General features: G+C 55.8%; 11 protein-coding genes and 1 tRNA gene. 5 read left to right on the top strand and 7 right to left on the bottom strand.

Features of this window, described 5'->3' with window-relative positions:
- Window positions 1–245 precede the first annotated feature (245 nt).
- Complete coding sequence (locus LVD14_RS05010; protein WP_237132935.1) at window positions 246–3,314, top strand: TonB-dependent receptor domain-containing protein; 3,069 nt, start codon at window positions 246–248, stop codon at window positions 3,312–3,314.
- 156 nt (window positions 3,315–3,470) lie between these two features.
- Window positions 3,471–4,415, top strand: coding sequence for an MBL fold metallo-hydrolase (locus LVD14_RS05015; protein ID WP_237132936.1), 945 nt, complete (start codon window positions 3,471–3,473; stop codon window positions 4,413–4,415).
- A 241-nt stretch (window positions 4,416–4,656) separates the two neighbouring features.
- On the opposite strand, the gene LVD14_RS05020 is transcribed toward LVD14_RS05015, so the two are convergent.
- From LVD14_RS05020 to LVD14_RS05050, 7 genes are all read right to left on the bottom strand, one after another.
- Window positions 4,657–4,732: transfer RNA gene (locus LVD14_RS05020), tRNA-Phe, on the bottom strand.
- Between the two features lie 92 nt (window positions 4,733–4,824).
- A complete protein-coding gene (locus LVD14_RS05025) occupies window positions 4,825–5,094 on the bottom strand; it encodes an oxidative damage protection protein (protein ID WP_237132937.1) in 270 nt (89 codons plus the stop codon).
- Window positions 5,095–5,132: 38 nt separating this feature from the next.
- Window positions 5,133–6,173 (bottom strand): A/G-specific adenine glycosylase, encoded by a 1,041-nt coding sequence (gene mutY, locus LVD14_RS05030; protein ID WP_411268267.1) that lies wholly within the window; start codon window positions 6,171–6,173, stop codon window positions 5,133–5,135.
- A gap of 32 nt (window positions 6,174–6,205) precedes the next feature.
- Window positions 6,206–8,209 carry an AsmA family protein gene (locus tag LVD14_RS05035; RefSeq protein ID WP_237132939.1) on the bottom strand — a complete coding sequence of 668 codons (2,004 nt, stop codon included), beginning with the start codon at window positions 8,207–8,209 and terminating at the stop codon, window positions 6,206–6,208.
- A gap of 193 nt (window positions 8,210–8,402) precedes the next feature.
- Window positions 8,403–8,777 (bottom strand): DUF4168 domain-containing protein, encoded by a 375-nt coding sequence (locus LVD14_RS05040; RefSeq protein WP_237132940.1) that lies wholly within the window; start codon window positions 8,775–8,777, stop codon window positions 8,403–8,405.
- Window positions 8,778–8,997: 220 nt separating this feature from the next.
- Window positions 8,998–10,488 carry a sigma-54-dependent transcriptional regulator gene (locus tag LVD14_RS05045; protein ID WP_237132941.1) on the bottom strand — a complete coding sequence of 497 codons (1,491 nt, stop codon included), beginning with the start codon at window positions 10,486–10,488 and terminating at the stop codon, window positions 8,998–9,000.
- Between the two features lie 51 nt (window positions 10,489–10,539).
- A complete protein-coding gene (locus LVD14_RS05050) occupies window positions 10,540–11,976 on the bottom strand; it encodes a sensor histidine kinase (protein ID WP_237132942.1) in 1,437 nt (478 codons plus the stop codon).
- Window positions 11,977–12,085: 109 nt separating this feature from the next.
- On the opposite strand from LVD14_RS05050, the gene hisB reads away from it, so the two are divergent.
- The 3 genes from hisB (at window position 12,086) to hisA (ending at window position 14,190) form a co-directional block, all read left to right on the top strand.
- Window positions 12,086–12,691: an imidazoleglycerol-phosphate dehydratase HisB gene (gene hisB, locus LVD14_RS05055; RefSeq protein WP_237132943.1), complete on the top strand. Its 606-nt coding sequence runs from the start codon at window positions 12,086–12,088 to the stop codon at window positions 12,689–12,691.
- A gap of 27 nt (window positions 12,692–12,718) precedes the next feature.
- Complete coding sequence (hisH, locus tag LVD14_RS05060; protein ID WP_237132944.1) at window positions 12,719–13,381, top strand: imidazole glycerol phosphate synthase subunit HisH; 663 nt, start codon at window positions 12,719–12,721, stop codon at window positions 13,379–13,381.
- A 65-nt stretch (window positions 13,382–13,446) separates the two neighbouring features.
- The gene (gene hisA, locus LVD14_RS05065) at window positions 13,447–14,190 is read left to right on the top strand and encodes a 1-(5-phosphoribosyl)-5-[(5-phosphoribosylamino)methylideneamino]imidazole-4-carboxamide isomerase (RefSeq protein ID WP_237132945.1); all 744 of its coding nucleotides are present in this window, start codon (window positions 13,447–13,449) and stop codon (window positions 14,188–14,190) included.
- The last annotated feature ends 9 nt before the right edge of the window (window positions 14,191–14,199 follow it).

The following is a 14,199-nucleotide window of genomic DNA, read 5'->3' on the forward strand; positions in this document are numbered from 1 at the left end:
TTTAATGACATGGGTGCGCCAGTTGCAAGCATGGCGATCTCCCGCAGCGGTGCGCCGAATGGGAATTGTTAGCAATACATTTGTAACAGTCGGTTGAGTATTGCTTGAATCTGTAACACCCAAGGAATATAGTCAATTTCGGTCATGACAGTCAGCAGTCGTCGTCGATTCCACGCGGTAGCTGTATCAGTGGTGCTTTACGGACCATTCGAGTAGAAAAACAATAACTACAGGAGCGTGACCACATGCAAAATGTCTACAAAGGCAGGCGTCATTCTTTGGCGCTGGCCATCATGCTTGCGAGCGCCGCGGTCCCGATCGCTGCCCAGGAAGCAGAAATCGAAGAAGTCATCGTAACAGGTTCACTTATCAGGGGAACCCCGGTTGACACCGCACTGCCCGTTGAGGTCTTCTCAGCAGCCGAACTTCTGGAGACCGGTAGTCCCACAGCTCTCGAATTCGCCAAAACCCTCACTTCAGGTGGTCCCATCACCGGTGAGGCGTATTATTTTGGTGGTTCAGGCAATACCGGTAATGTCAGTTTCAACCTGCGAGGGATTGGCTCTGACAAAACTCTGACCCTGTTTAACGGACGCCGGACCCCACAGAACTCCTCACTGTTTCCGTCATCAGTGACCTCTCGCATAGAAATACTGAAAGATGGCGCTGCCGTGACTTACGGTGCGGACGCCACCGGTGGAGTCGTCAACTTCATCACCGAAGACAGTTTTTCGGGATTTGAGCTGAGCTCATCCTACAAAGGCGGATTCGATTCCGACGGTGACTGGAATGTCACTGGTAAAGCCGGCTGGGATGTTGGTGACAGTAATATTCTGGTGGCAGCTGAGTGGGATCACCGCTCACGCTTACAGACCAAGGACAGGGATTTTTCCAGCCTGCCTTACGGTGTTAACCCGGCGCCATGGTCGGGGCTGACCAACCTGGCGGGCTGGGTGCCCAGAGCGACGCTACCCTCTAATCCTGGCCTGACGGCAAACTCGGAGTGGGGCACGCCGCTGGGGCTGGTGTCAGACTTTACACCAGAGTCATGTAATGCGGTGGGTGGTATTTACGTCAACGCATTCACTTGTAACTATGGCTATATTCCGTATTACAACGTGGTTGAGGAAAACGAAATCTATCGCCTGTTTGGCCAGGTAACCACGCAAATGTCGGACAATCTCGAGTTCTACGCGAGAGCAGCGTATGGCCGGGTTCACACGCCAGAGGCCTATGGCTCACCATCGCAGCCAGTAGTCCGCGGGCCGGCACAGACCTCAGGTCTGACCTATCAGCTATATGTGCCAACCACCAACCCATTTGTACAGGAGTTCGCACAGCGCACTGGCTGGGCCAGCAACCCCCTGTTTGGTTTGACGCGCGGCTTTACACCCATCACCTATCGTGCCTTTGCGCACGGTGGTAATGACACCTGGGCGGGTCCCGGTCTGCACAGTACACCGAACGAAAACGAAAGCCGAAACTGGCATATCTCGACCGGCTTTACCGGTGAGTTGGCTAACGACATAAGCTGGGATCTGGCCTTTACCTACAACCAGTCGGATATCCGCAGCTCTGCACCGGACATCATGGGTGCAAGAGTACAGCAGGCGCTGAACGGCTTTGGTGGGCCGAACTGTAATGCGCCGGATCTGGACCCTAACCGCCTGGGAACTCAAAACCCTGCGCTGGCCGGTGTTGGCGACTGTATGTGGTACAACCCGTTTGCCTCCAACTTTGCCAGTCAGCCCGAGCTGGGTCTGCCGAACCCGGCATTTGATCCATCTCTGCAGAACCCGCTGGAGCTGCGTCAGTGGCTGTTTAATGATCGCTACGGAGAAACCACTGCCTGGAGCGCCACAGTAGATCTGGTATTCAGTGGCTTGACGCCCATTGAGCTGCCCGGCGGTAATATTGCCTGGGGTGCCGGTGTTCAGTACCGGGACAGCCGCAACCGTCAGACAGTGCCAGACCCCATCTATAACGGCGCTATGCCCTGTTTCTGGGATGAGCAGACACCACGGGATCCAACTGATCCTGAGTACAATGGCTGTACGCCAGATGGTCCTGGCCCGTTCTTCTTCTTTGGTATCAACCCGCCAGACTCCACCAGCCAGCAGCAGGAATCGGCGTTTGCTGAATTCAGCCTGCCACTGCTGGATCGTCTGAACATGACTGCAGCGGTTCGTCACGAGCGTTTCAGTGGTGACCTCGATGCAACGGTGTACAAGGTTTCAGGCAAGTACGATATTACCGATAACCTGTCGTTCCGCGGATCATACGGCACCAACTATCAGGCGCCAGGCGCAGGTCTGAACCCGGGTGAAGTTAACGTAGGTGTCAACAGCTACACGATTGCGGGTGGTGACTGGCGTGGCGCGACCACGGTGACGGCGACCGGTATCGAGCCAGAAACTGCAACGGTATGGAATACCGGCTTTATCTGGCAATCGGAAGGCTTTGATGCCGGCCACGACTTCCAGTTCATTGTGGACTACTTCAGTATTGAAACCGAAGATGAACTTGGCCTGCTGGCATCAGCCAACACTATTGCCAGCTCGGTGTTCAGCATCCCGCCACCCGGACAGACCAATGTGCCCAGCAACCGGACGGCGCTGGCGGACTGTTCACACCCATTGATCGGGCGTGTTCAGTTCAATGGCGGCACCTGTACCCAGGGTGTCACGACAGCCAACGACTTCGCCGCGATTACTACCGAGTTCGGTAATGGCCCAGGCCAGCTGACAGAAGGCTTTGATGTACAGGCGAACTACAGCTTCCCGGCTTTTGCTGGCGACATGCGGCTCGGTCTAACGCTGACCAAGGTTGAGAAGTTTGAGTTTGGCGAAACCACGCTGGACGGTTTCCTGCTCGATCCGGGCGATGACCGTCTGGGAACATTGAACTTCGCAACCATTGCGCAGGCAGCACCTGAATGGCGTGCCAACGTCAACATCAACTACGGTCAGGGAGACCATAACTTCCGTCTGGTGATCGGCTACATTGATGGCGTCAAGGATGAGCGTTACTACAATGCTGATGGCACCATTAACGAGGCGGCCCTGGTTCCCAGTGGCTTCCAGCCAGGTACTACGACGCCGTTTGAGCCTTCCTACTATGGTGTTGATCCGGGCGGCTGGCTGGCCGGTGATTTCCACTGGATATGGGATCACGAATGGGCAAGTTTCACTGCGTCCATCAACAACATCACAGATGAAGATCCGCCGGCGTCACGTCAGGAGTTTGGCTACGATCCGAGGATCGGTAACCCGCTGGGCAGGACGTTTGAGGTGGGTATACGTAAGACGTTCTGATGTATTGATCGAGGGAAAAGCGCAGCTTCGGCTGCGCTTTTTTTTTTCTGTCTTGCTTTCGAAACCTGATCGAGTCAGCCTGTTACCGTCAGCTACGGTGTTAAACTCCGCTTGATAGGGTTCGATGGGACGTCTACTTTACGGGAGAGGTTTACCATGACTGCCGAGTCACTTTTAGTCAGGCTATCTGTCTTGCTGTTTTGCTTGTTTCCGAGCCTTGCCACGGGACAGGATCAGTTCGATGGCGTAGAGCTTTCATCAATACACGTGGCGGGTAGTGTCTATATGATTCAACGACCTGGGGGTGGTGGCAATGTTGGGGCCATGGTCGGCCCGGAGGGTGTGCTTTTGGTGGATTCCCTGTTCGCGCCGCTATCCGATAAGCTCGTGGCAGCTGTTCAACAAGTCAGCGATGCTGAGATTCGCTTTCTGATTAACACACACATCCATATTGATCACATTGGTGGCAATCAGAATCTGGCCGAAATGGGCGTGCTAATCTTTGCGTCCGACAATACCCGGCACAGGTTTCTTGAGCAACGAAATCGATTTCCAAGAAACGGGGGGACATTCATCCCGGCACAACCGGAGGCCGCAAGGCCCGTCGTCACATTCAATGACCGGCTCAGCTTTCATCTGAACGGCGAAGAGATTCAGGCTTTTCTCGTTCCGCCTGCGCACACCGATGGAGACATATTTGTCTACTTTCCACAGTCGGATGTGCTCCACTTGGGTGATGTGTACAGGACAACCAGCTACCCCATAATCGATGTCTATAACGGTGGCAGTCTTGCGGGTACTGTTGAAGCGATCAACATGGCCATACGGCTCGCTGGTCCAGATACAAAGGTCATCCCTGGCCATGGGTTGGATGTTGTTGGCCGGGAAGCTCTCAAAGAGTTTCGCGATATGATTGTGGATATACAGGATCAGGTGCTAAATCTGATCCGCGATGGCAAAAATCTGGAAGAAGTGATCGCAGCACGGCCCACGGCTGAATATGATGCGGAATGGACCAGTGACCCTGGTTGGGGAGTGGAGGATTTTCTTCCAGTGGTCTACTCAGAGCTCGGTGGGTCTGGGCGGCTGCAGGACAGGTGACTGCGAGTAGCTGCGACATACAAAAAAGCCCCGCTAATGCGAGGCTTCGGAATAGGGCAGTGGTTTGGTTTATGGGGCGGAAGAATCAGAAACAGCTTGGAGCTGTTTCTGACCCTTCGGGCTTCGCGCTGGCGCGCTCGTTGCAAACTACTGCGTAGTTTGTCGAACCAGGCGGTGGTTCTCATCCAGCCCCTGGACGCCACATACAAAAAAGCCCCGCTAATGCGAGGCTTTTTGTATGTGGTGCCCAGGGGCGGAATCGAACCACCGACACGAGGATTTTCAATCCTCTGCTCTACCGACTGAGCTACCTGGGCGTAATTTGGCTGTCGTATGGCGACAAGGCGCGTATTAAAACCGTTGCGGCTGCCGGAGTCAAGTCTCTGAACGGGATTTGATGGGCAATTTTCTATTCCGGCGCGACGTACCCGCTGGCAGTATCAAAGTCTTCATTATTGAAAAATTTGTCCATTTGCGCCTGCAGGTACTTACGGTCGTCGGCGCTGGCCATGCTCAGGTGTTTTTCGTTGATCAGCATGACCTGCTGCTTCTGCCAGTCCTGCCAGGCCTGGGCGGAAACAGACTCGAATATCTCCTGGCCTTTGGGACCCGGATAGGGTGGCATTGCCAACCCCTGAAGTTCTTTCTGGTACTTCTTGCAGAAAACAGTGCGGGACATGTTGTTCCTCTATGTCTTTATGATCTGAATAATCGTTTTCACGTCAGCTGCTGCAATAGCTTCTTGACTGGTGCAGCCAGACCAACCTGGGGCGTCTGTGTCTGGCTGTGATACCAGATTATACCTGCAGAATCTGCGACCCCGCGGCCCGGTTGGCCAGCGTCGATTGAACCAGTGACATGCACCGGGGTGATGTGCAGACGAAAATGACTGAATGTGTGGCTGACCTTAGGCCAGATGCTGCCAATCTGCAACTGACGATCGTGCAGCCACTGATCCAGGGAATCCCTGTCTTCGCACTCGGGGAAACTCCACAGGCCACCCCAGATGCCGGAGGCCTGTCGCTGCTGCAGGAATATCCGGCCATCGGCGTCCTGCCACATGATCATATAGACAGACTTCTCCGGTAAGGGTTGGCGTGGTTTGCTGGCCGGAATTTGCGACTCAATACCCTGCTGTCTGGCCTGACAGTGTTTGACGAGTGGGCAATGCAGGCAGGCCGGCCTGCTGCGCGTGCAGAGCGTTGCACCCAGGTCCATCATGGCCTGTGCGTAGTCACCAAAGCGTTGCGCCGGAGTCGAGGCGTCGGCGAGCTCCCAAAGTTGTGCCAGAGTCTTGCTGTTGCCGGGCCATTCGGAAATCGCGTAATAACGGCAAAGAACGCGCTTCACGTTACCGTCCAGAATGACGCCACGCCTGTTCAGCGCCAGAGCCAGAATGGCGCCGGCGGTGGAACGCCCGATGCCGGGCAGCGATTCAAGTAATTCAAGCGATACGGGAAACTCGCCGTCGAATTCGCTAACTACTCGCTGGGCCGTTTTGTGCAGGTTACGGGCCCTGGCGTAGTAACCCAGGCCTGTCCACAGGTGCAGCACTTCATCGAGGGGCGCTGCAGCCAGCGCTTCGACTGTCGGGAAGCTGCCCATAAAGCGCTGGTAATAGGGGATGACCGTGCTGACCTGAGTCTGCTGCAGCATGATCTCTGAAACCCAGACGCGATAGGCCGTTTGATCATGCTGCCACGGTAAATCATGCCGGCCGTGGTCATCAAACCATTCCAGGATCACTCCTGAGTCCAGGAGTGGCGGATTTTTCCTTGCTGCTGGCACTATCAGTTGTTCTGGAAAAGTTCGCGCACGCGGTTACGCAGGCGCTCGACCTGCTCGCCTATGGCCTCGCTGGCGCGGCGTTCCACTTCATTGCGAGCCATTTGCGCAAACACCTCGCGCACGCGTTGCAGATCGGGGCTGCAATATTGCAGACCGGGGTCCGCGAAGGCGGCGTCGCATCGAATGGGCCAGGGGATATTGTGATAATTCGGGTTGACTCGTATTGTCTGAGGTGCCGGCTCGCCCAGAATAGTAAACTCTACGCTGTAATCAAATTCACCTTGATCCAGGTTGATTCCGCCGGTACCGCTTACATCAAAATTATCCAGTCGCACGCGCAATTCCTGATTCTCATCGAGACCGTCGTTAAACAGCAGGTATGCCTCGACATTGTTGAAGCGAACGGTGTCAGCCCACTGCGCAGCGAGATTGCCATCGGGGTTGAGCACCGAGATGGCTGCAAACACCTGTTTCAACATAGTGATGTCCACCGAGCTGTTGGCTACCTGCATCTGGCTCGCACCAGAGATGCTGTTGAGCAGGGCGTCAACGGTATTGCCCTGCATGGTATGGCTGGTGTTGGCGTTAAAATTACCAGTGAAAAAGCCCAATCTGGGTTTGTCCTCAGTCAGTGCTGCAGCACTGACATTCTCAAGCTGAGTCTCGATCTCGACACGCGCAGGCCTGCTGCTGGCATTGACGGAGGCGGTCGCAGCCAGCGTGCCGTCGTAGAAACCTGCGGGCTGGCTGACCAGATTAAGCACGCCATTCTGGATTTGCAGGGTGGCACTGACTGGTGCCAGACGCAGACCAGAATAGCTAATGGAGTCAAAGGAATGGTTGCCGCGCAAATCCAGTGTGTTCAGGATCTCCAGTGGCAGCTCAGTTGCATTGGCGGTGGATGTGCCACCACTGGTACCAGAGCCTGGGGCAGAGACTTGTCCTTGTTCGGAGGCAGGCAGCCAGTCGTCGAGGTTGATGTCGCCGCCGCGCAATTCGTAGCCAATCATCATGCGACGGTTGCCGGTGGCGAACAACAGGTCGCCGGTCAATTCCACGCTGGTGTCATTGAGTCCCAGCAACAGCTCCTGCAGTGTGACACCTTCGGTATCACCGTTGACCCGCAGAGTCTGAACAGTAATCTGCTGCTCGTCTGGCGCTGGCATGCTGTCTTCTGGTAACGCCATGAAGTTTTCCAGCAGGTAACTAAGATTAAACGGCTGACTGCTGAGGTCAGCCTGCCAGCTCAGATCGTTGCGGAAGTTGTTGATTTCGGCTGAGCCGGTAATCAGCAATGGGCTGAGATTGAATCTGATGTCACTCAGTGCAATGTCACCAGCGTCCAGGTCGATGGATGTGTCGCTCTGCAGATTCAGGTCGAGACGCCGATTGGTGGTCTGATCAATCAGCTGAGTGCTGATTTCCAGCGGAAACTGCTGGCCCTGCAGGTTGGTATTCGAGCCCGACAGGTTCAGACGTCGCAGGCTGGCATTGAGCCCCTGTTGCTGATCCTGTATGTCGATACTCGCATTATTGAGGGTCACCTGCGCAATGTTGATATCGACCGGTATGCTGCCGGCACTGCTGGTCTGGGCAGGTGCCTCACTGGGTGGCAGGTCCAGCAGCCAGTTGGTCTGGCCGTTGCTGTCGACGGTCCAGTTGATGTGCAGGTCTTCGGCAATGAATTCCTGAAGGTTCAGCTCTCCCCGGAACAGGCCTGCTGGTTCCAGCCGAAGTGCTACGTTAGAGAAGGAAGCCAGCTCCTGCGGTGTCACGCCATTGCTCAGGCGCACATCCTGCAGGCTGAGCCCGAAAACCGGCCTGAAAGTCCAGTTCATGTCCCCGGCAATCTGCAGTTGCAGGCCTGTCTGACTGGCGACCAGGTCCTCCAGCACGGGTCGGTACCGATTGGGGTCGATTACCACAAATAGAATCAACGCCAGCGCAACAACAAAAACAAGCAGGCCGGTGATAAAAAAAGTCAGGTACTTCAATAACTTTGACATGGATTGCCGCATCCCCGGAGCAGACTGAACATGGCCTTTGATTGTCGCACGAAATCGGATGGGTGCAAAATTTGCGAAGTTTGAGGAGGTTCTGGCGGGAGGTCAGGCGGTAGTTGCAGGGAAGCAACTCTGTGAGACAGCGAAGCGACGGCTGCCTGGCAGCAGCCGTCAGTGCTGCGCTTAAAGAGACCCCTCAGGAGTTGGCTTCAATGGCGGTCTCCAGCTCCTGCAAAAGTGCCGGGTCTGCTGACGCCATCTGAATGATCTGATTGTACTGTTGAATGCTCAGATCATTGGCTTCAACGGCCTGCTGCATTTCTCCCTGCGCAGCCTGCTGCAGGGTGTTAGCTTCAGCTTCATCAGTTACCGACTGCAGCTGCTGTGCATACCGCATCTGGATTTCCATGATGTCAGTGTAGGCTGCCACAAAGTTATCCTTCAGCTCGGCTGTCAGTTCCATTTGCGGCGCACTCTGTGGCGCGGCCTGCGGTGCTGGCTGGGCGTGAACGGGTGCAGCGAGGAAGGCAAGAGCGCAGGTCAGCGGCAAGAAAATCAGCTTCTTCAACATGATGGGTATCCTCCATAGTGTTCATGTGTCATGCTGTTATTCAAGCATCATGCCAGTCTGTGGCTTTGTCTAATTCACTGATATTGTTAGTTAAATGATTTTCGATTGAGGCTTGCCTGGTGTGTCAGAGTGGCGCATGTGCCTGTGTGGGTGTGTCAGATGGCCATTCAGGCACCAGTTCCGCCAACCCAGGCGCCGCCTTGTCGGCACACTGATCCAGTCAACTGTCATCGCCAGTTTCCGCATCTGTGTCATCTCCAAGCTTGCGATACAGCGTTCTTCGACCAATTCCAAGTGCGTTGGCGGTTTGCCGCTTGTTTCCTTTGAAGCGCTGCAGGGTATAGTCAATATAGGCCTGCTCCAGCACAGGCAGTGAGATCCATTTCTCCGGATCCGGCTGGCTGCTCTCAAGGCGGTTGATCAAATCCAGAAATACGGATTCCCGCGACACCCTGCCACCGATCTTTGCCTTGTCTGCATCACTGAGTTTGGGTGCCGACAGTGTTGAGCTTGCGTGCCGCAGGCGCTCCGGCATGTCCTGTAGTCCTATTTCGCTGCCCTGACAGAACGTGACGGCTCGCTCGATGGTGCTGGCGAGTTCGCGCACATTGCCGGGGAAGCCGTATTGACGCAGCCGCAACAGGGCGGACTCTTCGATCGCCGTTATGTTTTTGTTCTGCTGCAGGCTGACGCGCCGGATGAAATGTGCAATCAAAAGATCAAGATCATCGTCCCGATCACGTAGCGCGGGCACCTCGATAGCGAAGGTCTGCAGGCGAAAATACAGATCCTCACGAAAGCGCCCGTCGTTTACCTCCTGCTCCAGCTTACGGTTGGTGGCGGCAAGAATACGGACATCCAGCTGTTTCTCCTGATCAGCCCCTACCGGTCGAATACGACCATCCTGCAGAATTCGCAGTAACTTGGCCTGCATCTCGACAGGCATTTCACCAATTTCATCCAGCAGCAGACTGCCACCGTCTGCCTCGGCAAACAGGCCCTGACGTGCCTTCTGGGCACCCGTAAATGCGGTTGCGGTGTGGCCGAAGAGCTCACTTTCCAGCAGCGCTGGCGGGATGCCCGCGCAATTGATAGCAATGAAAGGCGCGTTTTTTCGATCGCTTTCGGCATGAATGGCGCGTGCCACGAGCTCCTTGCCAGTGCCACTTTCACCGGAGATCAACACCGGACCGCCCGCTCGCGCGACCATCCGGATATTGTTGAATAACTGCTGCATGGCCAGACTGCGGCCCAGCATGCCGTGAAACTCCTGGTCGTCAATCAGAGCCTTGTAGCGTGCCAGTTCTTCCTGGAGCCGGCGACGCTGTATGACCCGTTCGGCACTGATTCGCAAGTGATCCAGTTTGATGGGTTTGGTTAAAAAGTCATCGGCCCCCTGCTTGAGAGCGTCGACGGCCTGCTCTACGGTGCCAAACGCAGTAACCATGATAAACCCTGGTCCAGGGCTGTTTTGCTGAGAGCTTGTTGCCCGGATATGACCCAGCAGATCCAGTCCGGTGTCCCCGGGGAGACGCAGGTCGCTGATAATCAATTGCACGTCATGCTTCTCCAGCATCAGCGCGGCTTTGCGTGCATCACTAACAGCCATCACCTGGTAGCCGGCATCCGTCAGCTCTTCGGTGAGCAGCTCGCGCAGTGACTCATCGTCCTCGACAATTAAAACGGTGTCTTGTGTGATGTTGTCATCCATTCGATGTCCCGGTGCGTTTCCTCTGGTCGGTTCATGGGCGGTCAGGGTGCGTCAGGCCTGAGGGGCTGACGCAGGCAGATGGATCGTGAAGCAGGCGCCGCCCAGACTTTCGGAGCGCGCCACCGAGATATGTCCTCCGTGGTCAGCAACGGCTGCGTGGGCAACAGCAAGTCCCAGCCCCGTGCCCTGACCCACTGGTTTGGTCGTAAAAAATGGGTCGAACAGATTTGGCAGCTCGTCTTCGCTGATTCCGTCCCCATCATCCTCGATCATGATGCGGGTTGATTGCGACCCTGATTTGTCCACGACATCCCAGCTGATCCTGATCTGAGACTGGCAGGCATGAAGCGCATTGCCGATCAGATTGCTGAGAGCCTGGTCGAAGCGCATCGCGTCCACTCGCACACGAAGGGGGCTGCCCTCGACCTTGATAGTCGGCTGGCCGTGGCACAGCGAGTCCCTGGCGCTGAGCGCTGCTGCCAGCGCATGGTCGGTGGCCTGTTCGACCAGCTGGCTGATTTCCAGGCTGACACGCTGCAGCGGGTTATCGCGGCCATAATCCAGCAGCTGCCGGATGATGACTTCCATGCGCTGGGCCTGGGAACGAATCTGCGTCAGACAGCGACCGGTCCTGGACTCGCTGTCCGTTTCCCGCAGGGCCTGCTGGGCTTTGCCGTCCAGAGCCGCCAGCGGGCTGCCGAGCTCGTGAGCGATACCGGCAGACAGGCGCCCAATTGTTGCCAGTTTTTCTGAGCTCTCTATGCGGTCCAGCATGTTGTTGATGCTGCCAGATATATTCCTGACTTCTGCGGGGCCTTCGATCACGAGGCGGGCCTGGGAGTCTTTGCTCCTGATCTGCTTTATCCCCTCCAGCATCCGGCGCAGTGGTCTGCCCAGTGCATAGTGATGACCTCCGATCACGATAATGGCCAGTAGCAGGCAGAGGCCGGCAAGCGCAAACCAGGCGGTGGCGCGCACCATGGCGATGTAGTTACTGAAGTCGCTGCCGCGCCGGGTCAGTTGCAACAGCCCGTTGATGCGACCACCGGCATCGGTCAGAGGCACGAAGTAGGAGAAAATTTCCTCATTGCCTGCCTGAGAGAATTCGCCCAGCTGATCGCCAGAGGCGGCCAGTGATGCTGCCTGATCGGTCGCCACGCGCGCCGCGCGGCGGCCACTGCGGGCTACTTCTTCACCATTTTCGTCGTAGACATAGGCGCCGTAGACTACGTCGATGGTGAATGCGGAATTTAATGCCTGGTTGATCGAACCGATGCGATCCCGTTCAAGCGCATGACTCAAGGGCAGGCGGATGGCATGTGCGATCAGCTCGATATCCTGCTGCATGCGCTGATTTACCTGATCTTCCAGCAGGCGCAGCGACCACGAGCCGGCCAGCGCCACTACCAGCACAACCGGGATCAGCACGCCAGCCAGCAATGCCAGACGCAGGGTATAGAGAATTTTGACCGAGCCGGGAATCTGCATGTTTTTTTACTTTAGCAGTCCGGCCGGCGGATGGGAAACGCGCTACTGGCTGGCAATGGCCTTAAAGGCGTATAATGCGCGCGCAATTCAGACTTTTCAGGATAGGTTGATGTCTACATCGTCAGAGCAGGGCCGTCAGGCAGCAGTCGAGCGCAATACCAAAGAAACGCAGATCAAGGTTTCAGTTAACCTGGATGGCAGTGGCGTATTGAAGTGCCAGACAGGCTTGCCGTTTCTGGATCACATGCTGGATCAGATTGCCCGTCACGGCCTGATCGACATGGATATTGTCGCCAATGGTGATCTGGAAATTGATGCCCACCACACCGTCGAGGACCTGGGCATCACGCTTGGTATGGCATTCAACAAGGCGCTGGATCGTAAGGGCATTCGCCGCTACGGACATGCCTATGTGCCACTGGATGAAGCCCTGTCGCGGGTTGTCATCGACTTTTCCGGCCGCCCTGGTCTGGAATTCCACGTGCCGTTCACCCGCGCCTCTGTGGGTGGTTTTGATGTGGACCTGTTCCACGAGTTCTTCCAGGGATTCGTCAATCATGCGCTGGTAACCCTGCATGTCGACAATCTGCGCGGGCACAATACTCATCACCAGATTGAAACCGTATTCAAGGCCTTTGGACGTGCGCTGCGCATGGCCATGGAAATTGATCCACGCAGTGCCAACGTTGTGCCCTCCACCAAGGGTTGTCTGTAAGCCATTGAACGACCGGTCGACACGCGTATGAATAATGTAGCTGTTATCGACTACGGAATGGGCAACCTGCATTCCGTATCGAAAGCCATGGAAAGCCTGGGCGACGATGTCCGGGTAGAAATTACCAGCGATGCATCGCGCATTCTGGCAGCCGACCGAATCATTTTTCCTGGCGTCGGCGCCATACGTGATTGCATGGCCGAGATCCGCAGACTTGGCGTTGATGCTATCGTCAGTCAGGCTCTGGCAGCCAGCAAACCCGTACTGGCCATCTGTGTTGGCATGCAGGCCTTGATGGAAAGCAGCGAAGAAAACGGGCACGTCGAGTGTCTGGGATTGCTGCCAGGTACGGTTAAACGCTTTGGCGGCGAGACTGGCAATGGCGTTTTGCTTGATGTTGACGGCAAACGTCTCAAAGTGCCGCACATGGGCTGGAACCAGGTACAGCAGAGGCAGGCCCACCCACTATGGCAGGGCATCGAAGACAACAGCCGCTTCTATTTTGTTCACAGCTACTTTGTGGCACCAACGGATGCGTCACTGTGTGCAGCGACCACAGATTATGGGCATACATTTGCATCCGCGTTGAGCAAAGGCTCTCTGTTTGCCGTTCAGTTTCACCCTGAAAAAAGCCAGCACAGCGGCCTGCAGCTGCTGCGTAATTTTCTGGCCTGGGATGGTCGCGCCTGACCGGCGGCTAACTGCAGGTGTTTGATTTTCCCAAAAGAAGACAATTTTTTGCAAGGTTTTGACTCATGCTGGTGATACCCGCGATTGACTTGAAAGACGGCCAGTGCGTTCGCCTGCGCCAGGGACGTATGGAAGATTCAACTGTTTTCTCCGACAACCCGGTCCAGACAGCTCAGCACTGGAAGGAACAGGGTGCCAGACGATTGCATCTGGTCGATCTGAATGGCGCGTTTGCTGGTGAGCCGGTCAATGGAGCCATCGTTGAGGCGATCGCCAAAGCCTACCCTGACCTGCCCTTGCAGATCGGCGGCGGTATCCGTGATCTGAAAACCATCGAATACTATCTGGGTGTTGGTGTCCAATACGTGATCATCGGTACACAGGCTGTCAAAGAACCTGTGTTTGTGACGCAGGCCTGCCGCGAATTCCCTGGTCGGGTAATTGTGGGTCTGGACGCCAAAGATGGCTGGGTTGCAACGGATGGCTGGGCGGAAGTATCAACCACCAATGTAGTAGACCTGGCACAACAGTTTGCTGATGATGGTGTTGAAGCGATCATCTATACAGATATCGCTCGCGACGGCATGATGCAGGGCGTTAACGTCGAAGCCACTGTAAGGCTGGCAAGCGCGACGCGCGTCCCGGTGATTGCGTCGGGCGGTGTCAGTCGTATGGAAGATATTGCCGAGCTGGTTTCTGTCGCCAAAACGCCTTCAGGTGGCGGTATTATGGGTGCCATTACCGGACGTGCAATCTATGAGGGTGCGTTGGACCTGGCGGCAGCGCAGGCATATTGCGACAGCCACTGAACTCTGGCG

This window comes from Pseudohongiella sp. O18 (assembly GCF_021729085.1).
GTDB lineage: Bacteria > Pseudomonadota > Gammaproteobacteria > Pseudomonadales > Pseudohongiellaceae > Pseudohongiella.